This is a genomic window from Pseudomonas sp. GW821-FHT05D12, assembly GCF_059419825.1.
In genome coordinates, this window is the sequence record NZ_JBWKSN010000009.1 from 147,175 (window position 1) to 171,270 (window position 24,096).

24 protein-coding genes are annotated in these 24,096 nt (G+C 62.8%); 7 read left to right on the forward strand and 17 right to left on the reverse strand.

Annotated elements, in window-relative coordinates:
- Window positions 1–34 precede the first annotated feature (34 nt).
- Window positions 35–2,161 carry a DNA helicase RecQ gene (gene recQ, locus AC07SI_RS18305; RefSeq protein ID WP_065909753.1) on the reverse strand — a complete coding sequence of 709 codons (2,127 nt, stop codon included), beginning with the start codon at window positions 2,159–2,161 and terminating at the stop codon, window positions 35–37.
- A 275-nt stretch (window positions 2,162–2,436) separates the two neighbouring features.
- On the opposite strand from recQ, the gene AC07SI_RS18310 reads away from it, so the two are divergent.
- From AC07SI_RS18310 to AC07SI_RS18320, 3 genes are all read left to right on the forward strand, one after another.
- Window positions 2,437–3,024: a UPF0149 family protein gene (locus AC07SI_RS18310; protein WP_065909751.1), complete on the forward strand. Its 588-nt coding sequence runs from the start codon at window positions 2,437–2,439 to the stop codon at window positions 3,022–3,024.
- Window positions 3,025–3,044: 20 nt separating this feature from the next.
- Window positions 3,045–3,428, forward strand: coding sequence for a YbaN family protein (locus tag AC07SI_RS18315; protein WP_065909749.1), 384 nt, complete (start codon window positions 3,045–3,047; stop codon window positions 3,426–3,428).
- A gap of 119 nt (window positions 3,429–3,547) precedes the next feature.
- Window positions 3,548–7,018, forward strand: a complete 3,471-nt coding sequence (locus tag AC07SI_RS18320) for a hybrid sensor histidine kinase/response regulator (RefSeq protein ID WP_213553269.1) — start codon at window positions 3,548–3,550, stop codon at window positions 7,016–7,018.
- Window positions 7,019–7,109: 91 nt separating this feature from the next.
- Here the strand turns inward: AC07SI_RS18320 and AC07SI_RS18325 are convergent, their stop codons facing one another.
- Both AC07SI_RS18325 and AC07SI_RS18330 read right to left on the reverse strand, forming a co-directional pair.
- Complete coding sequence (locus AC07SI_RS18325) at window positions 7,110–8,474, reverse strand: DNA recombination protein RmuC (RefSeq protein WP_177343968.1); 1,365 nt, start codon at window positions 8,472–8,474, stop codon at window positions 7,110–7,112.
- A 175-nt stretch (window positions 8,475–8,649) separates the two neighbouring features.
- Window positions 8,650–8,973, reverse strand: coding sequence for an SEL1-like repeat protein (locus tag AC07SI_RS18330; protein WP_065909744.1), 324 nt, complete (start codon window positions 8,971–8,973; stop codon window positions 8,650–8,652).
- 456 nt (window positions 8,974–9,429) lie between these two features.
- Between AC07SI_RS18330 and AC07SI_RS18335 the strand changes: the two genes are divergently transcribed.
- The 4 genes from AC07SI_RS18335 (at window position 9,430) to AC07SI_RS18350 (ending at window position 12,591) form a co-directional block, all read left to right on the forward strand.
- Window positions 9,430–9,735: a hypothetical protein gene (locus AC07SI_RS18335; RefSeq protein WP_120449357.1), complete on the forward strand. Its 306-nt coding sequence runs from the start codon at window positions 9,430–9,432 to the stop codon at window positions 9,733–9,735.
- A gap of 443 nt (window positions 9,736–10,178) precedes the next feature.
- Window positions 10,179–10,400, forward strand: coding sequence for a hypothetical protein (locus tag AC07SI_RS18340; protein ID WP_024076751.1), 222 nt, complete (start codon window positions 10,179–10,181; stop codon window positions 10,398–10,400).
- 281 nt (window positions 10,401–10,681) lie between these two features.
- Entirely contained in the window at window positions 10,682–11,164 is a 483-nt protein-coding gene (locus AC07SI_RS18345; protein WP_065909741.1) for a hypothetical protein, read from the forward strand.
- A gap of 146 nt (window positions 11,165–11,310) precedes the next feature.
- Window positions 11,311–12,591, forward strand: coding sequence for an OmpP1/FadL family transporter (locus AC07SI_RS18350; protein WP_201145667.1), 1,281 nt, complete (start codon window positions 11,311–11,313; stop codon window positions 12,589–12,591).
- Between the two features lie 64 nt (window positions 12,592–12,655).
- Here AC07SI_RS18350 and AC07SI_RS18355 read toward each other — a convergent pair whose 3' ends face one another.
- The 14 genes from AC07SI_RS18355 to cobO form a co-directional block, all read right to left on the reverse strand.
- Complete coding sequence (locus AC07SI_RS18355) at window positions 12,656–13,210, reverse strand: glutathione peroxidase (RefSeq protein ID WP_065909737.1); 555 nt, start codon at window positions 13,208–13,210, stop codon at window positions 12,656–12,658.
- A 35-nt stretch (window positions 13,211–13,245) separates the two neighbouring features.
- Window positions 13,246–13,368, reverse strand: a complete 123-nt coding sequence (locus tag AC07SI_RS18360; protein ID WP_256595067.1) for a hypothetical protein — start codon at window positions 13,366–13,368, stop codon at window positions 13,246–13,248.
- Window positions 13,365–14,564 carry an MFS transporter gene (locus AC07SI_RS18365; protein ID WP_495006271.1) on the reverse strand — a complete coding sequence of 400 codons (1,200 nt, stop codon included), beginning with the start codon at window positions 14,562–14,564 and terminating at the stop codon, window positions 13,365–13,367. The genes AC07SI_RS18360 and AC07SI_RS18365 overlap by 4 nt, the downstream gene beginning before the upstream one ends.
- 63 nt (window positions 14,565–14,627) lie before the next feature.
- The gene (locus tag AC07SI_RS18370) at window positions 14,628–15,032 is read right to left on the reverse strand and encodes a MarR family winged helix-turn-helix transcriptional regulator (RefSeq protein ID WP_065909733.1); all 405 of its coding nucleotides are present in this window, start codon (window positions 15,030–15,032) and stop codon (window positions 14,628–14,630) included.
- Window positions 15,033–15,074: 42 nt separating this feature from the next.
- Window positions 15,075–15,803, reverse strand: coding sequence for an adenosylcobinamide-GDP ribazoletransferase (locus tag AC07SI_RS18375; protein WP_262131887.1), 729 nt, complete (start codon window positions 15,801–15,803; stop codon window positions 15,075–15,077).
- A 2-nt stretch (window positions 15,804–15,805) separates the two neighbouring features.
- A complete protein-coding gene (gene cobC / locus AC07SI_RS18380; protein WP_495006222.1) occupies window positions 15,806–16,381 on the reverse strand; it encodes an alpha-ribazole phosphatase family protein in 576 nt (191 codons plus the stop codon).
- Window positions 16,378–17,433 (reverse strand): nicotinate-nucleotide--dimethylbenzimidazole phosphoribosyltransferase, encoded by a 1,056-nt coding sequence (gene cobT / locus AC07SI_RS18385; protein WP_495006223.1) that lies wholly within the window; start codon window positions 17,431–17,433, stop codon window positions 16,378–16,380. Before cobT ends, cobC begins: the two co-directional genes overlap by 4 nt.
- A complete protein-coding gene (gene cobU, locus AC07SI_RS18390; RefSeq protein ID WP_106803020.1) occupies window positions 17,430–17,951 on the reverse strand; it encodes a bifunctional adenosylcobinamide kinase/adenosylcobinamide-phosphate guanylyltransferase in 522 nt (173 codons plus the stop codon). Before cobU ends, cobT begins: the two co-directional genes overlap by 4 nt.
- A gap of 127 nt (window positions 17,952–18,078) precedes the next feature.
- Window positions 18,079–19,530: a cobyric acid synthase gene (locus AC07SI_RS18395; RefSeq protein WP_495006224.1), complete on the reverse strand. Its 1,452-nt coding sequence runs from the start codon at window positions 19,528–19,530 to the stop codon at window positions 18,079–18,081.
- Window positions 19,527–20,516, reverse strand: a complete 990-nt coding sequence (cobD, locus tag AC07SI_RS18400) for a threonine-phosphate decarboxylase CobD (protein WP_065909725.1) — start codon at window positions 20,514–20,516, stop codon at window positions 19,527–19,529. Before cobD ends, AC07SI_RS18395 begins: the two co-directional genes overlap by 4 nt.
- Window positions 20,509–21,417, reverse strand: a complete 909-nt coding sequence (gene cbiB, locus AC07SI_RS18405; protein ID WP_495006225.1) for an adenosylcobinamide-phosphate synthase CbiB — start codon at window positions 21,415–21,417, stop codon at window positions 20,509–20,511. The genes cobD and cbiB overlap by 8 nt, the downstream gene beginning before the upstream one ends.
- The gene (gene bluB, locus AC07SI_RS18410; RefSeq protein ID WP_495006226.1) at window positions 21,414–22,064 is read right to left on the reverse strand and encodes a 5,6-dimethylbenzimidazole synthase; all 651 of its coding nucleotides are present in this window, start codon (window positions 22,062–22,064) and stop codon (window positions 21,414–21,416) included. The genes cbiB and bluB overlap by 4 nt, the downstream gene beginning before the upstream one ends.
- Complete coding sequence (locus tag AC07SI_RS18415; protein WP_495006227.1) at window positions 22,061–23,452, reverse strand: cobyrinic acid a,c-diamide synthase CobB; 1,392 nt, start codon at window positions 23,450–23,452, stop codon at window positions 22,061–22,063. Before AC07SI_RS18415 ends, bluB begins: the two co-directional genes overlap by 4 nt.
- Complete coding sequence (gene cobO / locus AC07SI_RS18420; RefSeq protein WP_010208674.1) at window positions 23,449–24,060, reverse strand: cob(I)yrinic acid a,c-diamide adenosyltransferase; 612 nt, start codon at window positions 24,058–24,060, stop codon at window positions 23,449–23,451. Before cobO ends, AC07SI_RS18415 begins: the two co-directional genes overlap by 4 nt.
- Window positions 24,061–24,096: the final 36 nt, after the last annotated feature.

Sequence of the window (24,096 nt, forward strand, 5' to 3'; positions counted from 1 at the left end):
TGTACTGATTCGTTACATTGTCATAATCAACGCACTAAATTTCGAATTCAGACTGCAAAGCAGCGCGTACGCAGTACAAAACGCCCTCCGGAACACGCCCGGTAAACAGCGGCGCGATCTCGGCAACCGGTGGCAATTCGCCTTCTCCGTCGAGGAAGGCATCCTGGATTTCACCGAGCAGATCCTCCGGCAAATCCAGCGCCTGCTCCAGCGACAACTGTTGCTTGCCGATGGACTCGGCCAGCAAGGTGTACACATTTTTTTCCGAGCACTGCAGCTGGCCGGCGATCTGGATCGGAGTCATCCCGGCGCGCGCCAGGCTGATCAGTTCGTGGCGAATATCGGCAACTTCCTTGGGGGCTTCGGCCTGGCCGCCGAGCACTTCGAGGAAGGCCTGGCCGTAACGCTCCAGCTTGCGCGCGCCGACACCGCTGACCCGCGCCATTTCGGCCATCGTGGTCGGCTGCTCGCGCAGCATTTCCAGCAGGGTCGAGTCGGGGAAAATAACGTACGGCGGCACACTGTGTTCCTGTGCCAGTTTGCGCCGCAGGGTGCGCAAGGCTTCCCACTGCTCGCGCTCTTCGCCGCGCACCAGTTGGCTGGCCTGGCTGGTGCTGCTCTTGGCGGTGGTCTGCGGCTTGAGGTCGCGTCGCAGCTCCAGGCTCACTTCGCCCTTGAGCAATGGCCGGCAACTGTCGTTGAGGCGCAGCCCGCCATAGCCTTCCAGGTCGATATCCACCAGGCCGCGCGCGACCATCTGCCGGAACAGCGAGCGCCACTCGCCCTCGGCGCGGGCCTTGCCGACGCCGTAGACCGACAGTTTCTCGTGGCCGAAGCTGCGCACCTTTTCGTTGTCCTTGCCCAGCAGCACATCCACCAGGTGACCGACGCCGTAGCGCTGGCCGGTGCGGTAGATCGCCGACAACGCCTGGCGCGCAGGCTCGGTGGCGTCCCAGGTCTGCACACCGTCGACGCAGTTGTCGCAGTGACCGCAAGGCTCGGGCATATCCTCGTCGAAGTACGCCAGCAGCGTCTGGCGACGGCAGCGGGTTTCTTCACACAGCGAGAGCATGGCGTCGAGCTTGTGCTGCTCCAGGCGCTTGTGGCGCTCATCGCCTTCGGAGTTCTGCAGCATCTGCTTGAGCATCACCACATCTTGCAGGCCATAGACCATCCAGGCATCGGCCGGCAGGCCATCACGGCCGGCACGTCCGGTTTCCTGGTAATACGCCTCGAGGGACTTGGGCAGATCCATGTGTGCCACGAAGCGCACGTTGGATTTATCGATGCCCATGCCGAACGCGATGGTCGCCACCATGATCAGGCCCTCCTCGTTGAGGAAGCGCTTCTGGTGATAGGCACGCAAATCATTCGGCAGGCCGGCGTGATAGGGCAGCGCCGGGTAGCCTTGTTCGCAGAGGAACGCGGCGACCTCATCGACCTTCTTGCGCGACAGGCAGTACACGATGCCCGCATCGCTGCGCCGCTCGGAGAGGAACGCCAGCAACTGCTTGCGCGGCTGCTCCTTGGGTACGATGCGGTAGAAGATGTTCGGGCGGTCGAAGCTCGACAGGAAGCGCTCGGCATTCTGCAAATGCAGGCGCTCGACGATCTCTTCGCGGGTGCGCTTGTCGGCGGTGGCGGTCAGCGCGATGCGCGGCACGTCAGGAAACAGCTCCGCCAATTGGCCCAGCTGCAGATACTCGCGACGGAAATCATGCCCCCATTGCGACACGCAGTGGGCTTCATCGATGGCAAACAGCGCGATTTCCAGGCTCTGCAAAAACGCCAGCATGCGCGGCTGCACCAGGCGCTCGGGGGCCAGGTAGAGCATCTTGACTTCACCGCGCTTGATGCGGGCGGCCAGGTCGCGCTGCTGCTCGGCGCTGAGGGTGGAGTTCAGGGAGGCGGCGGCGACGCCAAGTTCTTCGAGGGTCGCCACCTGGTCGTCCATCAACGCGATCAGCGGCGACACCACCACGGCCAGGCCGTTGCGCAACAGCGCCGGTACCTGGAAGCACAACGATTTGCCGCCGCCGGTAGGCATCAGGACCAGCGCGTCACCGCCACTGGCCACGCGCTCAATGATCGCACCCTGGCGGCCACGAAAACTGTCGTAGCCGAAGATGTCCTTGAGGACGCGTTGAGCCTGCTCGAGCATGTAAAACTCCAAATAGTGCCGAAATCCCTCTGTACAGGCTGGCCGAAAAAATACGTTTTCACGAAGAATAATCCGTAAGCGAAGCTTTCGCGGACGGGCGCCTAACCTGCAGGGGCATCACAAAACGCGGCAGTATACCCGAGCGACACTCGGCAAAGGGCGCGACTGACGAATAGACGCCCGTCTCTAAAACCCGGCAAATATGCCTTGCAGCTGGCCTGGGCGCTCAAGAAAGCCTAGAATTCAGCATCGTTTATTCCCAAGGTAGCCCTTCAATGTCCTTCGCTGAGCAACTAACCCGCCTGCAAGCCTTCCTCGACGCCGATGAGCTGCATGACGAGGCGCTGGACTACGTGGCCGCCCACGGCTACCTGACCGCCCTGTCCATCTGCTCCGAAGCCGTGCCGGACCGTGAGTGGATCGACGCCTTGTTCGCCGAAGAGCCGCACTACACCGACGCGGCCCAGCGCGAAGAAATCGAATCGACCCTGCTCGCCCTCAAGGCCCATATCGGTCGCCAGCTGGCCTCCGACGAGGAATTCGAGTTGCCGTGCGACCTGGACCTGGGCGAAGAGCCGGATGACTCCGACCTGCGCGGCTGGTGCATCGGTTTCATGGAAGGTGTGTTCCTGCGCGAAGCCGCCTGGTTCGAAACCGCCGAGGAAGAAGTCAGCGAAATGCTGCTGCCGATCATGGTCGGTTCGGGCCTGTTCGACGATCAGCCGGAATTCTCCGACATCGCCGCCGACGCCAACCTGATGGACGACATGATCGTACAGATCCCCGAAGCACTGACCGCGCTGTACCTGCTGTGCAACGCCCCTGACGAAAAACCGGCGATCCTCAAGCCACGTCACCACTGAGTCAGTTGCCCGTGACACCCATGGGCAATCGCTCGCTGCTCCTGCGCTACCTGCTGCTGGCCATCGGCTGGCTCAGCGTAGCGTTGGGCGTCATCGGCATCTTCCTGCCGGTGCTGCCGACTACGCCCTTCCTGCTGCTCGCCGCCGCCTGCTTCGCCCGAAGCTCCCCGCGTTTCTACCACTGGCTGGTGGAACACCCGCGCCTGGGTCCGTGGATCAAGGACTACCTGGACGGCAATGGCATCCCGCTCAAAGGCAAGGTCTACGCCATTGGCTTGATGTGGCTGAGCATCGGTGTCTCCTGCTACCTGGTACCGCTGCCGTGGGCCCGTGGTTTCATGCTGACCAGCGCCGTGCTGGTGACGATCTACATCCTGCGCCAGAAAACCCTGCCGCCACGTTGATCACTGCCTGCGACATTAACGCCCACACGACCTTGGTCGACACTGACTAACCCCAGGCATCATGCGAGACTGTCCAACCGGGCCTGGAATGCCTGGGTGTTCTTATGCTCGGAGTTACCATGACGCTGTCCAGCGGGCTGATCGCCGCCGTTGCCCTGGCCTATATGGCCATTATGTTTGCCATCGCCTTCTACGGTGACCGCCGCCGTGCGCCGCTGCCACCGCGCATGCGCGCGTGGGTGTATAGCCTGTCGCTGGCGGTCTACTGCACCAGCTGGACGTTCTTCGGCGCCGTAGGCCAGGCCGCCGAACAGTTGTGGGCGTTTTTACCGATCTACCTGGGACCCGTGCTGCTGCTGGTGTTGGCACCCTGGGTGCTGCAGAAGATGATTCTGATCAGCAAGCAGGAAAACATTACCTCGATCGCCGACTTTATCGCCGCACGCTACGGGAAATCCCAATCGTTGGCCGTGGTCGTGGCACTGATCTGCCTGGTTGGCGTGCTGCCCTATATCGCCCTGCAACTCAAAGGCATCGTGCTGGGTGTCAACCTGCTGATCGGTGCGGGTGCCGACACCACGGGCACCCGCGCCCAGGACACGGCACTGATCGTGTCGCTGGTGCTCGCGCTGTTCACCATCGTCTTCGGTACGCGCAACCTCGACGCCACGGAGCACCACCGTGGCATGGTGCTGGCGATTGCCTTTGAATCGCTGGTCAAGCTGTTCGCGTTTCTCGCCGTCGGCGCGTTCGTGACCTACGGCCTGTACGACGGTTTCGGCGACTTGTTCAGCCAGGCCATGCTCGCGCCGAGGCTGGAGGAATACTGGAAAGAAACCGTCAACTGGCCATCGATGGTGGTACAGACCGGCGTGGCGATGATGGCGATCATCTGCTTGCCGCGACAATTCCACGTCACCGTGGTCGAGAATATCGACCCGCAGGACCTGCGCCTGGCCAAATGGGTGTTCCCGGCCTACCTGATTCTCGCCGCCCTGTTTGTGATCCCTATCGCCCTCGGCGGCAAAATGATGCTGCCCGGCTCGGTGATGCCGGACTCCTATGTCATCAGCCTGCCACTCGCCGAAGCCCATCCGGCCCTCGCCGTACTGGCGTTTATCGGCGGTGCGTCGGCGGCCACCGGCATGGTGATCGTGGCGAGCATCGCGCTGTCGACCATGGTCTCCAACGACATGCTGCTGCCGTGGTTGCTGCGTCGCTCCAGTGCCGAGCGGCCGTTCGAAGTGTTCCGCCACTGGATGCTGTCGGTGCGCCGGGTCAGCATCGTGATCATCCTGCTGCTGGCGTATGTCAGCTACCGCTTGCTCGGCTCGAGTGCCAGCCTGGCGACCATCGGCCAGATCGCCTTTGCCGCCGTGACCCAATTGGCGCCGGCGATGCTCGGTGCGCTGTATTGGAAACAGGCGAACCGGCGCGGCGTATTTGCCGGATTGGCGGCGGGCACCTTCCTGTGGTTCTACACCCTGGTCCTACCGGTGACGGCGAAAAGCCTGGGCTGGTCCCTCAGCCTTTTCCCTGGGCTGACGTGGATGCACTCGCACCCGCTGGGTTTGTCCGTGACGTCATTGACCTTGGGCACCGTGTTCTCGCTGGCGGGTAACTTCACGCTGTTTGTGTGGGTGTCGATGCTGTCGCGCACGCGCGTGTCGGAACACTGGCAGGCCGGGCGCTTCATTGGCCAGGAAATCAGCCAACGTGCCAGCGCCCGTTCGATGCTCTCGGTACAAATCAGCGACCTGCTCAGTTTGGCCGCGCGCTTCGTCGGGGATGAGCGGGCCCAGCAGAGCTTTATCCGCTTTGCCTATCGGCAGGGCAAAGGCTTCAACCCCAACCAGAATGCCGACAACGACTGGATCGCTCACACCGAGCGATTGCTGGCCGGTGTACTCGGTGCATCGTCGACGCGGGCGGTGGTGAAAGCCGCCATCGAAGGGCGCGAAATGCAACTGGAGGACGTGGTACGGATCGCCGACGAAGCCTCCGAAGTGCTGCAATTCAACCGGGCCCTGCTGCAGGGCGCCATCGAGAACATTACCCAGGGCATCAGCGTGGTGGACCAGTCCCTCAAGCTGGTGGCCTGGAACCGCCGCTACCTGGAGCTGTTCAACTACCCGGACGGGCTGATCAGCGTGGGGCGGCCGATTGCCGACATCATCCGCTACAACGCCGAGCGCGGCTTGTGTGGCCCAGGCGAGGCCGAGGTGCATGTGGCGCGCCGTCTGCACTGGATGCGCCAGGGCCGCGCGCACACGTCCGAACGCTTGTTCCCGAACGGGCGGGTGATCGAGCTGATTGGCAACCCGATGCCCGGTGGCGGTTTCGTCATGAGTTTTACCGACATTACTGCGTTCCGCGAAGCCGAACAGGCCCTCACTGAAGCCAACGAGGGCCTGGAGCAACGGGTCACCGAGCGTACCCATGAGCTGTCGCAACTGAATGTGGCGCTCACCGACGCCAAGGGTGTGGCCGAGTCTGCCAGCCAGTCGAAGACACGCTTTCTTGCCGCCGTCAGTCATGACTTGATGCAGCCGTTGAACGCCGCGCGCCTGTTCTCCGCCGCCCTCTCCCACCAGCACGACGGCCTGTCGAGTGAAGCGCGGCAACTGGTGCAACACCTGGACAGTTCGCTGCGCTCCGCGGAAGACTTGATCAGCGACTTGCTGGATATTTCGCGCCTGGAAAACGGCAAGATCAATCCACAACGCCAGCCGTTCGTGCTCAACGAGCTGTTCGATACCCTCGGCGCCGAATTCAAGGCGCTGGCCCACGAGCAGGGCTTGCGCTTCCGACTGCGTGGTAGCCGATTGCGGGTGGACAGTGATATCAAGTTGCTGCGGCGAATTTTGCAGAATTTCCTGACCAACGCTTTCCGCTATGCCGACGGCCCGGTGCTGCTTGGCGTACGCCGTCGCAAGGGCGAACTGTGCCTGGAGGTGTGGGACCGAGGGCCCGGCATCCCGCTGGACAAACAGAAAGTGATCTTCGAAGAATTCAAACGCCTGGACAGCCACCAGACCCGTGCAGAAAAAGGCCTGGGCCTGGGCCTGGCGATCGCCGACGGCCTGTGCCGGGTGCTCGATCACCGATTGAGCGTGCGCTCCTGGCCAGGCAAGGGCAGCGTGTTCAGTGTGCGCGTGCCGCTGGCGCGCAACCAGGCCAGCCCGCAGATCAAGGCTGCGCCGGAAAACGGCCTGCCGCTGAGCGGCGCGCAGGTACTGTGCGTGGATAATGAAGAAAGCATCCTGATCGGCATGCGCAGCCTGCTGACGCGCTGGGGCTGCGAGGTGTGGACCGCCACCGACCAGGCACAATGCGCAGCGCTGCTCGCCGAGGGCGTGCGCCCGCAACTGGCCTTGGTGGACTATCACCTCGACCACGGCGAAACCGGCACCGAACTGATGGGATGGCTGCGAGCACAACTGGCGGAGCCGATTCCCGGCGTGGTGATCAGCGCCGATGGCCGCCCGGAGATGGTCGCCCAGGTGCACGCGGCAGGGTTGGACTACCTGGCCAAACCGGTCAAGCCCGCGGCGTTGCGGGCGCTGCTGAGCCGGCATCTCCCGCTGTAGACCGGCCCGACTCGGCCCCCTCTAGGAGCCGGCTTGCCGGCGAAGCGGGCCTCGAGCGTGGCGCCGATTTTACCGACGCCATCGCCAGCGATCATTCGGGCAGGTGCGCCACACCGTCGGAGTCGGTCATCGCCCGCTCCAGCAGATCGGCCGGCAGGCTTTTGCTGGCTCGCGCGCCGAGCAGTCTTAATTGCTCGGTGCGGCTGACCAGGTTTCCGCGTCCATCTGTCAGCTTGTTTCGCGCAGCACTGTAAGCCTTGTCCAACTGCTGCAGACGGTTGCCCACTTCATCCAGATCCTGGATAAACAGTACAAACTTGTCGTACAGCCACCCCGCACGCTCGGCGATCTCCCGGGCATTCTGGCTTTGGCGTTCCTGCTTCCACAGGCTGTCGATCACCCGCAGGGTGGCGAGCAAGGTAGTCGGGCTGACGATGACGATATGCCGGTCGAAAGCTTCCTGGAACAGGTTGGGTTCGGCCTGCAGCGCCGCCGAAAATGCCGCTTCGATGGGCACGAACAGCAGGACAAAGTCCAGGCTGTGCAGGCCCTCCAGGCGTTTGTAATCCTTGCCGGCCAAGCCTTTGACATGATTGCGCAGCGACAGCACGTGCTGCTTCAGCGCTGCCTGGCCGATCACTTCATCATCGGCGGCGACGAATTGCTGATACGCGGTCAGGCTGACCTTGGAATCGACCACCACCTGCTTGTCACCGGGCAACATGATCAGTACGTCAGGCTGGAAGCGCTCGCCATCCGGGCCCTTGAGGCTGACCTGGGTCTGGTACTCGCGGCCCTTCTCCAGGCCGGCGTGCTCCAGCACCCGCTCAAGGATCAGTTCGCCCCAGTTGCCCTGGGTTTTCTGGCCCTTGAGTGCGCGGGTCAGGTTGGTGGCTTCGTCTGACAGACGCAGGTTCAATTGCTGCAGGCGCTCAAGCTCCTTGGCCAGGGAAAAGCGCTCGCGCGCCTCGTTCTGATAGCTTTCTTCCACGCGTTTTTCGAACGACTGGATGCGCTCCTTGAGCGGGTCGAGCAACTGGCCCAGGCGCTCCTGGCTGGTTTCGGCAAAGCGCTGCTCACGCTCATCGAAGATCTTGCCCGCCAGCTCGGCGAACTGCGCACGCAGCTCGTCGCGCGAGCCCTGAAGGTCGGCGAGGCGCTGCTGATGGCTGTCCTGTTGCTCGCGCAGTTCGGCGCGCAAGGCCGCCGCCAGCGCATCGAGGCGACGCAATTCGGTTTCCTTGGCGCTGCGGTCGAGGTTCCAGGCGTGGGCCGCGTCACGGGCGTTGTCGCGGTCGATCTGCAGCAGCTCGACTTCGCGGCGGACGGCGGCCAGGTCGGCCTGCTTGGCGGCGTTGGCCTGGCTCAAGTCGCTGATCTCGTCGCGACTGGCATCCAGCTGGGCGGCGAGGCCTTCCTGGGCCAGTTGCGCAGTGGCCAGGCGCTCTTCGAGCAGCTCCCAACCGGCCATGCGCGCAGTCAGTCGTCGCTGAATCTGCCAGCACACCGCCAATAAAGGCACTGCGGCACCCGCCAGGCCCAGGGCGATACTGGTCCAGTCAAAAACCATAGCCATTTCTGCCATTACCGAAAAAGAGCAAGGTTAACCAAGCACAGGGCTGGAGGACAGCTCAGTCTTCGACCTGGCCGAGTTCGCGTTGGGCGCGGCGGTCGCCAGCGCGGGCGGCCAGGCGCAACAGGTCGTGGCCGATGCGACGGTCGCGGGCGTTGCCGCACTCACGGCACATCAATTGGCCCAGGCGGCTCTGTGCCGCGACCACACCTTCACGGGCAGGCTGCTTGAGCAAACGTCCGGCAAAGTGTTTGACGTTGGTGTTGTGACCCAGGCGTGGACTGTCGAGCAACCACAAGGCAACTTTCATAGAGAAACGCTTGGGTGCGGTAACAGTCTGAGGGGTATCGGTAACAGAAGGTGATACTGAGCGAAACTTCATAAAGCACTGTGGGACAGAACGGAAGGCGCGCCACTCTACTCTTTTTTTCGCACAGGTAAAGCTGAAAAAACCCTGCACGCCCGTTCTAGAGCAAGCGCTCGGGACAATCCACAGAAGCTGTGGATAACTCAGTGGACAACCCCCCTTTAACTCGCGCAAAGCCCCATGGAATGGGGGCCGCAGTCAAACTGACGATTTTTTCACCAATAAAAAAAAGCCAGATTTTTCATTGACTTAAATTTCCATTGCAGGCAAATGGCGGCTGAGCGAAGCAGTTGACAGCGCGGTTACACATGCGGCAACTAATGTGCACAAGTACCCACCCATTGGTTATATCGCCGGCGTTTTTTGAAGCGACCGCCGCCAAAAATGTTACCGACAGGCCAGGTCGGGACTTTTCAAAACTTTGTGCGCTCGCCACACTGCCCGACCTACAGCACAACAGTGGGTGGGTCGATGAAAGGCATTCTGCTGTTCGCGCTGCTGTTACTGGCGATCTGCGCCCTTTCCCTGGGAATCAACGCGGCCCTGCCGTCGCCGGACGGCGCCTTGTTTGCCATTGCCATTCTGCTGTCGGCAGCCTTCACGGCGGTGTGCCTGTGCATCGAACTGGGTGAAGGTCGCATCGATGACATGGGCGATGTGATCAACGTGATCGAGACCGGTCGGTGCGTGCGGCTGACATTGGCGGCCTATGCCCTGGGTTGCTCGCTGGCGGCGGCGATCACGGTGCTGGTCTACCGTGGCCTGCTGAGCGCCTGATTGAAGTTTTTTGGCTAGCACACTTCCCTTCCCTGTTTCAATCCGTTACTATCCGCGGCGTTAGTACCAAGCTGAAAGTCAATTCTGGTCGAACAACTCCCCTGAACAACACGGGATCGACCACCTCGATGGTTTCCAGGTATCACTTGCGACGACACTGCCTTTGAACAAGCAAAGGGTGCCGCGAAGTCTCAATACTCTGACCGAACCAACCTGCAAATTGATCAGGATCTTCACCCCGGGCCCAGAACCTTTGCCCCTGTTGTGTTGCCTGCCCTCCTAAGTACCTACCTGCCAGCCCAAGCGCGCCTAACTTATCAGCGCTTCAAACTGGCTGCTTTGTTCCAGTCGGGTTCTTCGTTCGATCAATGGTGATCAACGTCACTGGAACGTTTTAACGTTGCACGGTTCTTAACCGTGTCATTTGTAGGAACACCAATAATATGTCGACTATCCACACTCAGGATGCCATTCGCACCCTCACCAACGCTTTTGCTCCAATGAACTGCCTGATCATGGCCGCTCGCAAAGGCTGCTTCAGCTTCACCCTGGTCAACGAACACGGCATCGCTCGTCACAGCGAACGCCTGTACCCCGATCAATACTCCAGCGCAGAACCGCTGCAGGCCGTGATCGAGCGTACCCGTCAGGCACTGGTTGCCTGATCGACCCGAGTCGCTGAAACACCAAAAACCCTGTCTGAAAAACAGGGTTTTTTATTGCCTGGAATTCGGCCATTGAGCTTTTGCACTAAGTTCAAATAGATATAACCGTTATAACTGCATAGCGAAGATGTTTTAAAAACAGTCCTTTACATCACAAATATGACACTACACTTCAACTCAAGCGGCATGATCCGCTTGCGACGCGCCTGAGATCCGATCCACTGCTGCCAAGCCCCCACCCTTCTCAGGCCCGTCGCCCACTTCCACGGATTGAGGCTTGTATGGGTATCGCCGCCAGCGAATTGTGTCGTTATGTGATCCGGCCGACGTTGATGTACCTGGGCCGACACGATCAAACGGCTGAGTCCCTGCTGCTGGGCATCGCCGCCAGTCAATCGGAGCTCGGCTCCGCCTTGCACGATCGCCGCGGCCACGGCCTGTACAGCATCACCGAACCCCGTCACCGCGCCTTATGGGACAACTACCTGGCGCTGGACCCGGAACGCGCCAGCCTGGTACGCGGGCTCGCCAGCCAACACGCGTTTCTCAGCGCACCCCAGCTTGAGCTGACGGTCAACCTGCGTTACGCCACGGCCATCGCCTGGCTACTGGTGGAACAGCACCGTCCGGCACTGCCGGAACCGGGTGACGTCTTGGCCATGGCGCGTATCTGGAAAGAAATTTTTCATCCACAAGGACGGCTGCGTGATTTCACTCAAGCCTGGCAAACCTGTGTTTCACCCATGAATCACGTGGTTTGCTGACCGGGCATTTTGCAAGATTCGCCAAAAATCGCGAATTTTGGTCGGATTGTCCTACAAAACCGCTCTATCTCCTGCATTTCAGCCTATAGCGCGATCTTAAAATTATTGTTACTTTCCGCAGCGGTGATCACCACGGAGTTCTAATAATGAAAAAAGTAATGCTCAAGACCACACTTAGCCTCGCCGTTGCCATGGCATCCTCCCAACTGTTCGCAAGCGGTTTTGCACTGAACGAACAGAGCGTCAGCGGGATGGGTACGGGTTTCGCAGGTCGCTCCTCTTCTGCCGATGATGCAAGCACTGTCTACGGTAACCCTGCCGGTATGTCCCGCCTCAATGGCCAGCAAATCACCGGTGGTGTTGCGGCGATTGATGCCTCCACTGATATCAGCGATACCGGTGGTAACTCCCGCGGTTCCAACAAAGGTGACATGGTTCCTTTCACTGCGGTGCCATTCGGTTTCTACACCAACAAACTCAACGATCAGTGGGCCATCGGCTTCGGTGTTTATGCACCGTTCGGCCTGGTGACCGACTATGAAAACGGCTTCCAGGGCCGCGGCTTCGGCAGCAAGAGCGAAGTGAAGGTCATGACCTTCCAGCCAACTGTCAGCTATGCGTTCAATGATCGCGTGTCGATTGGTTTTGGCCCGACCATCAACCGGATTTCCGGGGTGCTGGAGTCGGATCGGACCACGCTGCCGACTGCCGGCGACACCAACGTAAAGATCAAGGGTGACGACACCGCACTGGGCTTCAACGTCGGCGTATTGGTGCAAGCCACCGACACCACGCGGGTAGGCCTGACCTACCACTCGAAGGTCAAGTACAAGCTTGATGGCCACACCACCGTCAGCGGCCCGAGCAACACCCAGTTCCTCCTGGCCAATAACCGCTACGACGCCTCGCTGAAAATCGACACGCCTGAGTCCTACGATCTGTCGGTAACTCAAGACCTGAGCGATGCCTGGAAAGTCTACGGTGGTGCCACCTGGACGCGCTGGAGCCGCCTGAAAGAAATCACGGTGAACAACGAAGGCGTCTCGGCTTCCGGCGGCCTGCTGGCCGGCGGGCTCACCAACATCACTGAAGAACAGAACTGGCACGACACTTGGGCCTACGCCGTGGGTACCTCGTACCAGCTGACCAAGCAAGTGGTACTGCGTACCGGCCTGACGTTCGACCAGTCGCCTACCAACAACACCGATCGTTCGCCGCGCATCCCGACTGGCGACCGTACGATCTTCAGTGTGGGCCTGGGCTACAAAGTCCTGGATAACATGACCATCGACCTGGCGTACTCCTACCTGAAGGAAGAAGACGTCAAGGTCAACCAGGTGGCCGACGCGCCGTCGACCGCCTCCTACCGCGCCAAATATGAAAACAGTGCCAACGGTTTCGGCCTGGGCATGACCTACACCTTCTGATCCAGACCGGTGTGAAAAAGCCCCGCTCTCCTGCAAAGGAGGCGGGGCTTTTTAGTGGGCTTCGTCAAGGTTTAGAGGCGATCGCCTGCTCGACTGCCTTGATCAGCTCCGGACTGTCCGGCTTGGTCAGGCTGGAGAAATTGGCAATCACCTTACCCTGGCGATCGACCACATATTTGTAGAAATTCCACTTCGGCGGCGCGTCGGTCTGCTGTGCCAGCACCTTGAACAAGTGCACCGCGTCCGGCCCCTTGACCTTCTGTGGCTCGGTCATGGTGAAGGTCACGCCGTAATTCACATAGCAGACCTTGGCGGTTTCCTCGCCGGTCTTGGCCTCCTGCTTGAAGTCATCGGACGGTACGCCAATGACCTCCAGCCCTTCACCCTTGTAGCGCTGGTACAAGGCCTCAAGGCCTTTGAATTGCGGGGCAAACCCACAGAAACTCGCGGTATTGACGATCACCAAGGGCTTGCCGGCAAAGCGCTGGCACAGGTCGATGGATTCCTTGGCGCGCAACTTGGGTAATTGGCCTTCGAGCAACGGTGGGCAATCGGCGGCCATCGCCACACCGCCAAAAGCAGCCATCAGCACGGGAACTGCAAGCCAGCGCATCTGCATGTCGAAAAGTCCTTTAAAGAGTTCAGACCACGAACTTAACAGATCGACATACCCAGTTGCATCAACGCCAGGCCACCGCGTTGCCAGCCCCACCACGCCAGCAGCAACAGCAGTGCCACCGTCCCTGCCCCGACGAGCCAATACCCGTTGAAACTCATGCCGCCTCCATCTGCGCCTGCAAGCGCGCCACGGGTCGCTCACGCACCGGCCAGTTGAGGGCTGCGGCGAGCAGGCTCAAGAGAATTGCCACCTGCCAGATCACATCGTAGTTGCCGGTTCGATCATAGACCACCCCGCCCAGCCAGCCGCCGAGGAACGAGCCGAGCTGGTGGAACAGGAATACGATCCCGCCGAGCATCGAGAGGTTGCGCACCCCAAACAGCGTGGCGACCGTGCCGTTGGTCAGTGGCACCGTGGACAACCACAAAAAGCCCATGGCCATGCCGAACAGGTAAGCCGTGACTTCAGTGACCGGTGCCCACAGGAACCACACGATCACCACGGCGCGCAGCAAGTACAGGCCCGTCAGCAGGCGTGGCTTGGACATGCGCCCGCCCAGCCAGCCGGCGGTGTAGGTGCCGAAGATATTGAACAGGCCGATCAGTGCCAGCACCGTGGTGCCAACCGTGGCCGGCAAGTGCTGGTCGACCAGATAGGCCGGCAAGTGCACACCAATAAATACCACCTGGAAACCGCAGACGAAAAAGCCGAAGGCCAGCAGCCAGAAACCCGAGTGCGAGCAGGCCTCCTTGAGCGCTTCACGCAAGGTTTGCTGGCCGGCCACTACCGGCAGCGGGCGGTCCTTGAGCATTGCCACCAACGGCAGGATCAACGCCACCATCAAGCCCAGCGCCAGCAGCGCTGCCGACCAGCCCAACCAACTGATCAGGCCCAAGGTGCCTGGCACCATGGCGAACTGGCCGAACGAGCCGGCAGCGCTGGCAATGCCCATGGCCATGCTGCGTTTTTCCGGCGCCACGGCGCGCCCGACCACACCCAGGATCACCGAGAACGAGGTGCCGGACAGGCCGATACCAATCAACAGGCCAGCACTCAGCGACAACGACCACGCCGAATCCGACATGCCCATCAGCACCAGGCCCGCGGCGTACAGTACACCGCCGACAAACACTGCCTTGGTCGCGCCGAAGCGGTCGGCCAGCGCGCCGGTGAACGGCTGCGCCAGGCCCCAGATCAGGTTCTGCAAGGCGATGGCAAAGGCAAAGGTCTCACGGCCCCAGCCAAATTCGCTGCTCATCGGCGCCAGGAACAGGCCGAAACCGTGCCGCACACCCAATGACAACGCCAGGATCAGCGCACTCCCTACAAGAATCCAGCCACTGGTGCGCCACATCGAGGTCATTTCTTATTCTCCGTTCGCGGGTATATACCCGCTTGTAGTCGAACAAACTCGCCGTCAGGCGAGTTCATCCAGCAAGGCCAACAAGGTTTCGCGTTTTTCCGCGCCGAGTTGATTGATCAATTTCTGTTGCGCCGCTTCCCAGGCGGGTAACGCTGCGGCCAGTCGCTCCTCACCGGCTGTGGTCAACAGCACCAGGCGGTTGCGCAGGTCATCGCCCTCGACCAACTGCACCAGGCCCTCGCCTTCCAGCACCCGCAGGTTGCGTCCCAACGTACTGCGATCCAGGCCCATGGCTTCCGCCAGGCTGGAAATGCTCGGTTGATCAAGGCGCTGCAGGTTGCACAGCAGAGAATACTGGGCGACGTTGATCCCGAAGCCGTCGAGAGCGCCGTCGTAATGCCTGCTGACGCCACGGGCGGCACGTCGCAGGTTGGTACATAAACATTGGGAGGCAAGCATGGAACGTGTATATACCCGCGATTAAGGAAATGCAAGAAAGTGTTACAGCGCCAGGCCGACCAATACCGCGACTTCCAGCAGCTCCAGCAAAGCGCCCGCCGTGTCGCCGGTGGTGCCACCCAGGCGGTTGATCATCAGCTGGCGCAGGCCGACAAAGCACAGGGCCGCCAGCAACACCGCGATCCCGCCACTGAAACCTCCGATCAGGAGGCACGCCAAGCCACTCAGGATCAGCACCTGCTGGCCGACGATGCGCGGCAAGTGATCCGACAGCGCCTGGCCCAATCCTCCGGCACGCACGTAACGCGTAGTGAGGAACAACGCCAGCATCGACGCCCGGCCGATCAGGGGTGCCAGGATCAGCGCCGCACCATTGTGCTGTTCAATCAAGGCCACCAGCGCAGTGAACTTGAGCAGCAACACCAGGCCGAGAGTGACCACTGCAATCGGTCCGCTGCGCGGGTCTTTCATGATGGCAAGGGTACGCTCGCGATCGCCGAAGCCACCCAGCCAGGCGTCGGCGCTGTCCGCCAGGCCGTCCAGGTGCAGGCCGCCACTGAGCAGCACCCAAGCAGTCAGCAGCAACGCGGCGTGCAGCAACAGCGGTGCGCCCATCAGCGCCGTATTCAGCGCCCACAACAGCACGCCGAATAACAGGCCAACCAGCGGATAAAACAGCAGCGAGCGTCCCAGCTCCTGAGGTTGCGGCATTCCCGGCAGGCGAATCGGCAGGCTGCTGAGAAATTGCAGGGCAATCCAGAAGGGCAACATGCTCAATCCACTTCCTTCAATACGCCGTCAGCCGCGACCTGCAGACTGAACAATCCACCGTGCCCGACCTCGACGTTCAGCAACTGCTCCCGGGGCAATCCCCGCGCCCGGGCCAACAGCAGGCGCATCACACCACCGTGGCTGATCAACAGCACACGTTGGCCAGCATAGGCTTGATGCAAGCGTGAGACGGCGCTCAGGACACGGTCGGAAAAATCGCTGACACGCTCCCCCTCCGGCGGTGTGAAGCTGTAGGGATCGGCCCAGAACAGCCCCAATCCTTCGGCATCGGTTTCCATCAATGCCGCCGCGCTCTGGCCTTCCCAGGCACCGAAATGCAGCTCCTGCAGATCTTTTGCGAGGCTGACCGGCACATTGAGGCGCGCGCCCAGCTCATCGGCAAAGCGCGCACAGCGTTGCAGCGGCGAGCTGATCAAGCGGTCCCACGGCCCGCGCGCCTCGACGGCGGCGCGCATCTGCTCCCACCCCTGGGCAGTCAGTGCATCGTCCAGGCTGCCGCGCAGGCCGCCGCCCAGTTCGGTTTCGCCGTGACGCAACAGGTCCAGGTGCAGATTCATGCGGGGCGATCTGCCACGGCCGCTTCGGCGAAGGTCGCCATCTGCCCGTGCAACGCACACGCCAGGCGCAGCAACGGCACCGCCAGCGCCGCCCCACTTCCCTCGCCCAAGCGCAGGCCGAGTTCCAGCAAGGGCTGCGCGTCGAGGCTCTGCAGCACATGACGATGGCCCGGCTCGGCGCCACGATGGCCAAACAGCAACCACTCGCGACAGGCCGGATTCAACCGCGTGGCAACCAGTGCAGCGACGCTGCAGATAAACCCGTCGACCAGCACCACGATGCCTTCCTGGGCACAGGCCAGATAGGCGCCCACCAGCGCCGCGATCTCAAAGCCGCCCAGGTTGAACAGGGTTTGCAATGCATCACCGCGCTGCCCGGCATGCACGGCCAGCGCGCGCTCGATCACCGCCACCTTGTGACTGACGCCCTGAGCGTTCAGCCCGGTGCCTGGCCCGGTCAGGTCACTGACCTGGCAATCGAGCAAGGCACACGCCAGTGCACTGGCGGCAGTGGTGTTGCCGATGCCCATCTCGCCGCCGATAAACAGCTGTGCGCCGCTTTCGCGCGCGCGCAGCACACTCTCACGCCCGGCCTGCAGGGCCAGGCGCCCCTGGGCTGCGGTCATTGCCGGGCCGTTGACGAAGTTGGCCGTGCCCGCGCCGAGGTTCAAGTGACGAACCCCGGGCAAATCCAGCGACGGCGTGACAGTGCCGAGGTCGACCACTTCCAGTTGCGCCTCCAACTGCCGCGCCAACACGCTGATCGCCGCGCCGCCGCTGACGAAATTGAGCAGCATCTGCCCGGTCACTTCCTGCGGAAACGCCGACACGCCTTCGGCTACCACACCGTGATCACCGGCAAAAATCGCAATCCATAGCTGCTCGACCGAGGGTTTGACCTGGCCCTGCAGGCCGGCCAATTGCACCGCCAGCGCTTCGAGCTGGCCAAGGGAGCCGGCCGGCTTGGTCAATTGTTGCTGGCGTGCCAAGGCTTGTTCACGCGCTTGAGCGTCAATCGCCTTACAGGGGTTGAGCCACCAGGTGTCAGTCATATCGCAGTACCTTTCAAAGTCAGGGGCAGGCCGGCAACCGTCAGGACCACACGCTGACACCGCTCGGCCAAAGCTTGATGCAGCCAACCGGCTTCATCCACATAGCGGCGAGTCAATTCGCCCAGCGGCACGACACCCAGTCCGGTCTCGTTGCTGACAAAAATAATCTGCCCCGGCAGCGCGGCCAGGGTTTCCAGCAATTGATCGCGCTCGAACGCCAGGCGGTCGGCGTCTTCGAGCATCAGCAGATTGGTCAGCCACAGCGTCAGGCAATCCACCAGCAGGCAACGATCCGGCGCGGCGTTTTCGCGCAGCACCCGCGCCAGTTCTACGGGTTCTTCGATCAAGCCCCAGTGGTCGGGGCGGCGCTGGCGATGCAGGGCCACGCGCGCGTTCATTTCACCGTCCAACGGCTGGCTGGTGGCGATGTAGATGACGGGCAACGCGCTGTCAGCGGCGAGCTTTTCCGCCAGGCGGCTTTTGCCGGAGCGAGCGCCGCCGAGAATCAGTTGGTGCATGGGACACTCCCTCTATTTACCACCCGCTCAACTGTAGGCGCGGGCTTGCCAGCGATGGCGTCAACCGGGGTTTGCTGATTCAACGAGGTGCCTAGCCAGCGCCGACAGGGAGAGTGCGTGCGCACCGTCAAATCCCACATAGCGTGCGCAGCAGTTCGGTATCCAGGTGGTTTTCCACCAAGTCGGCCAACCGCTCGATATCGCGCTCGCGCAGGGCGTGGTAATCCACCTCCTGCACATCCTGCAAGCCGGCCCAGCGCAGCAAGGCGCTGCACGCCGCCGGCGTCTCGAACAGGCCATGCAGGTAAGTGCCAAGAATCTGCCCGTCGGCACTTTGCGCGCCATCACTGCGGCCGTCATCGAGCAGGACCGCGGCGGTCGACAGCGCGTCGCCGGACGTCACGCCCGCGTGAATTTCATAGCCACTGACCTCGGCGTTCTCCAGCAACAAACGCCCGCGCACATTGCGCAATTGCTTCTCTTCTTCCAACGTCGTGCTGAATGCCAGCAGCCCCAGGCCAGGGCTGGAGCCGGCCGGCCCTTCGAGGCCCAGCGGGTCATGCACCTGCTCCCCGAGCATCTGCAGGCCACCGCAAATCCCCAGCACTTTGCCGCCGTAGCGCAAATGCCGGGCCACGGCGCTGTCCCAACCATTGGCACGCAGGTAGGCAAGGTCACTGCGCACGCTTTTCGAGCCTGGGAGGATGATCAGGTCGGCGGCCGGGATCGGCTGGCCCGGCCCGATGAACTGCAAATCCACCTGGGGGTGCAGGCGCAACGGGTCGAAATCCGTGTGATTGCTGATGCGCGGCAGTACCGGCACCACCACTTTGAGCACTTGCGCGGCCTTGTCGATCTGGCGCTGGTCGATGCCGTCTTCGGCTTCCAGGTGCAGGTCCATCACGTAGGGCAACACGCCCACCATCGGTTTGCCGGTGCGCGCTTCGAGCCAATCCAGGCCCGGTTGCAACAACGCGATGTCGCCGCGAAAACGGTTGATGATGAAACCCTTGACCCGCGCCTGTTCGCTCGGGGACAGCAGCTCCAGGGTGCCCACCAGATGGGCGAACACGCCGCCGCGATTGATGTCGGCGATCAGCAGCACCGGGCAGTCCACCGCCTCGGCGAACCCCATGTTGGCGATGTCATTGGCGCGCAGGTTGATTTCCGCCGGGGAGCCTGCGCCCTCGACCATCACCACCGGGAAGCGTTCGCTCAACCGCGCGTGGGAGGCCAGCACCGCTTGCATCGCGATGGCTTTGTAGTCGTGGTAGGCCACGGCGTTCATGCTGGTCACGGCGCGGCCGTGGATGATCACCTGGGAGCCGGTGTCGCTGTTGGGTTTGAGCAGCACCGGGTTCATGTCGGTGTGGGGTGCGAGGTTGGCAGCCTGCGCCTGCACCGCCTGGGCGCGGCCGATTTCGCCACCCTCGGCGGTCACGGCACTGTTGAGCGCCATGTTCTGCGGCTTGAACGGCGCCACCGCCACGCCTTGGCGCACCAGCCAACGGCACAGCGCGGTCACCAGGGTACTTTTACCGGCGTCGGAGGTGGTGCCTTGCACCATCAGCGTAGTCATGCAGCTTCCTTGTAGGCGCCCAGGGCCTCGTCGAGGCGCAGCCAGTCCGCCTCGGTGTCGGGCAAGCCAAAGCGCAGGCTGCTGTCGTGGACAAACAGGCGCAGCAGAATGCCGCGCTGGGCCATGAATTCGTGCATGCGCTCGGCATGCGGTGTGATCAGCCATTGAAACAACGCGCAGCCGCCCTGGGGCTGGAAACCATGGCGCTTGAGCAAGGCGTAGAGGCGCTGGCCGGCCTCGATGCAGCGCGCACGTTGCCGCGCATGCCCGGCGGTGTCGCGCAGGCAGGCCTGGCCCAGCACGCGTGTCGGCCCGCTGACGGCCCAGGGCCCGACCTGTTCGGCGAGCAGCTTGAGCAGTTTGCGTTCGGCCAGCACGAAGCCCAGGCGCACACCGGCCAGGCCGAAAAACTTGCCGAATGAGCGCAGCACGATCAAACCGACCTGATGGGCCTGGCTGGCCAGGCTCAGTTGCGGGGTGACATCCATGAACGCTTCGTCCACCACCAGCCAACCGCCGCGCTGGGCCAGCCGGGTGTGCCAGTCGAGCAGGCGTTGCGGCGCCAGGCTCAGGCCGGTGGGATTGTTGGGATTGACCACCACCAGCACGTCGAGGCCATCAAGGAAGAAGTCGACTTCCTGCTCCTGCACCTCACGCACCACATAACCGGCGCGGCGCCAGGCTTCGGCGTGTTCGGCATAGCACGGCGACAACACGCCGACCTTGCCCGCACGGCGCAAGCGCGGCAGCAGCTGGATCGCCGCCTGGGAACCGGCCACCGGCAACAGATGCGCAGCGCCGTAATACTCGCTGGCGGCTTGCTCCAGGCCGTCGTCGGTTTCCGGCAGGCGCGCCCAGGCTCGCAGCGGGATTTCGGGGATCGGCCAGGGCCACGGCGCCAGGCCGCTGGAGAGGTCGAGCCAATCAGCCTCGGCAATCCCGTACTGCATCGCCGCCTTGCGCAGCCGGCCACCGTGTTCAAGCATAGAATTGCGCCCCCGCACATAGGATCAGCAGCCATAACCATACGCCGCGCTGCACCAGTTGCCAGCCCCGGTCGATGGAATCGGCATCCGCCGCCGGGCCTTCGCCCAGTGGCGGCCGTTGATGCACCTCGCCGTGGTAGATCGCCGCGCCGCCCAGCTCCACGCCCAAGGCGCCAGCACCGGCGGCCATCACCGGGCCAGCGTTGGGGCTGTCCCACGTCGGGCCCTGGGTTCGCCAGCATTTGAGCGCCAGGCGGGTTTTGCCCAGCACTGCGTAGGTCAACGCCACCAGGCGCGCCGGAATGTAGTTCAGCAGATCGTCGATTTTCGCCGCAGCCCAGCCGAAGCGCTCGAAGCGTTCGTTGCGATAGCCCCACATCGCGTCGAGGGTGTTGCTCAGGCGGTAAAGCACCACGCCCGGCACGCCGGCGACGACGAACCAGAACAGCGCGGCAAACACCGCATCGCTGCCGTTTTCGAGTACCGACTCAGTGGCGGCGCGGGCGACTTCGGTGCGATCCAGTTTACTGGTCTGGCGGCTGACCAGGTAGCTCACGCGCTTGCGGGCTTCTTCCAGGTCATCGCTGCGTAGCGCCTGGGCCACCGGGATCACGTGTTCGCCAAGGCTGCGCATGCCGAGGGCACAGTACAGCGCGAGGATCTCCAGCACCCAGCCGATATACGGCGCCCACGACAAGGCGGTCGCCAGCAGGGTCAGCGGCACCACCGCGATAAACCACGCGGTCACCCCATGGCTGCGCCAGCCACGGCCACCGCTGTTGAAACGTTGCTCGATGCGCCCGGCAAAATTGCCGAACGCCACCAGCGGATGCCAGCGCCTGGGTTCACCCAGCAGCGCATCCAGCGCCACTGCAGCGACACACAGCAAGGCCACACTCATTGACTCACTCCCCACACATTCTCATACAACATGTCACTCAGCGGCCGTGGTTCGGTCCAGCCTTCGAGCTGCAACATCGGTGCCGGATAGAACTCGGCCACCGGCCCCAGGCACAACACCGCCAGGGGTTTCGCGCCGGGCGGCAGGCCCAGCAGGTCGGCCAGGGCCTGGGGCTCGAACAGCGAGACCCAGCCCATGCCCAACCCTTCGACGCGAGCCGCCAGCCACAGGTTCTGGATCGCACAGGACAGCGAGGCCATGTCCATTTCCGGCAAGGTGCGCCGGCCGAAGATATGCCGCTCGCGATCATCCATCAGCGCTGCCACCAGCACTTCGGCGCAGTCATGGATGCCTTCGACCTTGAGCTTCATGAACTCATCGGAACGCTCGCCCAACGCCTCGGCGGTGCGCAAGCGTTCTTCTTCCACCAATTGCTGGATCTGCCCACGCAGTTGGCGGTCGCTGATGCGGATAAAGCGCCACGGCTGCATCAGGCCGACACTCGGCGCCTGGTGTGCAGCCTGGAGCAGGCGGTGCAGCAACTCGGGGGCCACGCTGCCGCCGCTGAAGTGGCGCATGTCGCGGCGCTCGGCGATGGCGCGGTAGACGGCGTCGCGGTCGGCCTGGGGGAAGGCGTTGTCGGTCATGGCCCCATCGGGGGCAAGCCCGCTCCCACAGTGGATGGGGATTCAACGCGGTAAATGGTGGGAGCCGGCTTGCCGGCGCTGGCCACCTCAGGGTCGGGCGCAAACAAGGCCGCCACCGCCCTCGGGTTGGACGGGAAATAGAAGTGCACGTAGGACGCGGTCATACGCCCTTGTCGGAACACCGCCTCGGCGCCGCGCCCACCATTGGGGCTGACGCCACGGGCAATCGGCTGCCACTCGGTGCTGGTCAGGGAATGGTGATAAGTGTGCCCACGCAGCACGCCTTCCGGCAGCTCGACGTTTTGCAGGGCCAGGGCCGCAAGTTTCTTTTGCATCACCGCATCGCCCTGCAGCAGGCCGACCAGTTCGGCGCGGGTGCCGTCGACGTCGGTCAGCGAGTCCAGCAGGTAGAGCATGCCGCCACATTCAGCGAGCAAGGGTTTGCCGGCCGCGTGATGGGCGCGGATGGCATTGAGCATCGAGGTATTTTCCGACAGCGCCTGGTGGTGCAGTTCCGGATAGCCGCCGGGCAGATACAGACTGTCGGCGTCAGGCAATTCGCGGTCATGGATCGGCGAGAAAAAGCGCAGCTCTGCGCCCATCGCCCGCAACAGGTCGAGGCTGGCGCCGTAGGTGAAGGCAAACGCTTCGTCACGGGCCACCGCAATGCGCACGCCGGCCAGCAACGGCTCGGCCTCGATCACTTCGGGGGCGGCGAAGGTCACCGGCGGCGGCAAGGCAACTTCACAACTGCTGCCCAGTGCCTGCGCAGCAGCATCCAGGCGCAGGTCGAGGTCATTCAGCTCGCTGGCTTGCACCAGGCCCAGGTGGCGGCTCGGCAGTTCGATCCCGGTTTCGCGGGACAGCGCGCCATACCAGCGCAGGCCTTCGGTGAGACTGCCTTCGAGGAGTTGCGCATGGCGCAAGGTGCCGACGCGATTGGCCAGCACGCCCGCGAACGGCAAATCCGGCTGATAACGCGCGAGGCCCAAGGCCAGGGCGCCAAACGTCTGCGCCATCGCAGTGCCGTCGATCACGCCCAATACCGGCACGCCGAAATGCCGCGCCAGGTCGGCGCTGGACGGCGTGCCGTCGAACAGCCCCATCACCCCTTCGATGAGGATCAGGTCGGCCTCAGCGGCGGCTTCCCACAAAAGGCGGCGACTTTCCTGCTCGCCCACCATCCACATGTCCAATTGATACACCGGCGCACCACTGGCGCGCTCGTGGATCATCGGATCAAGAAAGTCCGGGCCGCATTTGAACACGCGGACTTTGCGCCCCAGATTGCGGTGCAAACGGGCGAGCGCGGCGGTGACGGTGGTTTTGCCCTGGCCGGACGCCGGTGCGGCGATCAAGACAGCCGGGCAATGACGGGGCTGATTCAAAGTTCGACGCCCTTCTGTGCCTTGATACCGGCCTGGAACGCGTGCTTGAGCATGCCCATCTCGGTGACGGTGTCGCCCATTTCGATCAACTCGGGCTTGGCGCCACGGCCAGTGACCACCACGTGCTGCATTGGCGGGCGCGCCTGCAGGTCGCTGAGTACCTGGTCGAGGTCGAGATAGCCGTGCTTGAGGGCGATGTTCAGCTCGTCCAGCACCACCAGGCCGATGGACGGGTCTTGCAGCAACTCGCGCGACACCGCCCACGCGGCTTCGGCGGCGGCGATATCGCGCTGGCGGTCCTGGGTTTCCCAGGTAAAGCCTTCGCCCATCACATGAAAACGCACCTGCTCGGGAAAGCGGCGGAAGAACAACTCTTCACCGGTGCTGTTGCGCCCCTTGATGAACTGCACTACCCCGCACTGCATGCCGTGGCCCATGGCCCGGGCGAGCATGCCGAATGCCGAGCTACTCTTGCCTTTGCCGTTGCCGGTGAGCACCAGCAGCAGGCCGCATTCGTTTGGGGAGTTGGCGATGCGCTCATCGATCACGGCTTTTTTGCGCAGCATGCGCGCCAGGTGGCGTTCGTCGCGGTCGGGGGAATCGGTCATGGCAGCTCTCCGTTGGGGCTGGACAAAAACGGCGGG

Bases quoted from the DNA above. Each gene is read 5' to 3' on its own strand.
- cobT (WP_495006223.1), bottom strand. From the start codon at position 17,433: ATGACTGACACCTGGTGGCTCAACCCCTGTAAGGCGATTGACGCTCAA.
- AC07SI_RS18320 (WP_213553269.1), top strand. From the start codon at position 3,548: ATGACGCTGTCCAGCGGGCTGATCGCCGCCGTTGCCCTGGCCTATATG.
- cobC (WP_495006222.1), bottom strand. From the start codon at position 16,381: ATGAATCTGCACCTGGACCTGTTGCGTCACGGCGAAACCGAACTGGGC.
- cbiB (WP_495006225.1), bottom strand. From the start codon at position 21,417: ATGAGTGTGGCCTTGCTGTGTGTCGCTGCAGTGGCGCTGGATGCGCTG.
- cobU (WP_106803020.1), bottom strand. From the start codon at position 17,951: ATGCACCAACTGATTCTCGGCGGCGCTCGCTCCGGCAAAAGCCGCCTG.
- AC07SI_RS18335 (WP_120449357.1), top strand. From the start codon at position 9,430: ATGAAAGGCATTCTGCTGTTCGCGCTGCTGTTACTGGCGATCTGCGCC.
- AC07SI_RS18310 (WP_065909751.1), top strand. From the start codon at position 2,437: ATGTCCTTCGCTGAGCAACTAACCCGCCTGCAAGCCTTCCTCGACGCC.
- bluB (WP_495006226.1), bottom strand. From the start codon at position 22,064: ATGACCGACAACGCCTTCCCCCAGGCCGACCGCGACGCCGTCTACCGC.
- cobO (WP_010208674.1), bottom strand. From the start codon at position 24,060: ATGACCGATTCCCCCGACCGCGACGAACGCCACCTGGCGCGCATGCTG.
- AC07SI_RS18370 (WP_065909733.1), bottom strand. From the start codon at position 15,032: ATGCTTGCCTCCCAATGTTTATGTACCAACCTGCGACGTGCCGCCCGT.
- AC07SI_RS18345 (WP_065909741.1), top strand. From the start codon at position 10,682: ATGGGTATCGCCGCCAGCGAATTGTGTCGTTATGTGATCCGGCCGACG.
- AC07SI_RS18340 (WP_024076751.1), top strand. From the start codon at position 10,179: ATGTCGACTATCCACACTCAGGATGCCATTCGCACCCTCACCAACGCT.
- recQ (WP_065909753.1), bottom strand. From the start codon at position 2,161: ATGCTCGAGCAGGCTCAACGCGTCCTCAAGGACATCTTCGGCTACGAC.
- AC07SI_RS18355 (WP_065909737.1), bottom strand. From the start codon at position 13,210: ATGCAGATGCGCTGGCTTGCAGTTCCCGTGCTGATGGCTGCTTTTGGC.
- AC07SI_RS18395 (WP_495006224.1), bottom strand. From the start codon at position 19,530: ATGACTACGCTGATGGTGCAAGGCACCACCTCCGACGCCGGTAAAAGT.
- AC07SI_RS18365 (WP_495006271.1), bottom strand. From the start codon at position 14,564: ATGTGGCGCACCAGTGGCTGGATTCTTGTAGGGAGTGCGCTGATCCTG.
- AC07SI_RS18350 (WP_201145667.1), top strand. From the start codon at position 11,311: ATGAAAAAAGTAATGCTCAAGACCACACTTAGCCTCGCCGTTGCCATG.
- AC07SI_RS18315 (WP_065909749.1), top strand. From the start codon at position 3,045: ATGGGCAATCGCTCGCTGCTCCTGCGCTACCTGCTGCTGGCCATCGGC.
- AC07SI_RS18330 (WP_065909744.1), bottom strand. From the start codon at position 8,973: ATGAAGTTTCGCTCAGTATCACCTTCTGTTACCGATACCCCTCAGACT.
- cobD (WP_065909725.1), bottom strand. From the start codon at position 20,516: ATGCTTGAACACGGTGGCCGGCTGCGCAAGGCGGCGATGCAGTACGGG.
- AC07SI_RS18375 (WP_262131887.1), bottom strand. From the start codon at position 15,803: ATGTTGCCCTTCTGGATTGCCCTGCAATTTCTCAGCAGCCTGCCGATT.
- AC07SI_RS18360 (WP_256595067.1), bottom strand. From the start codon at position 13,368: ATGAGTTTCAACGGGTATTGGCTCGTCGGGGCAGGGACGGTGGCACTG.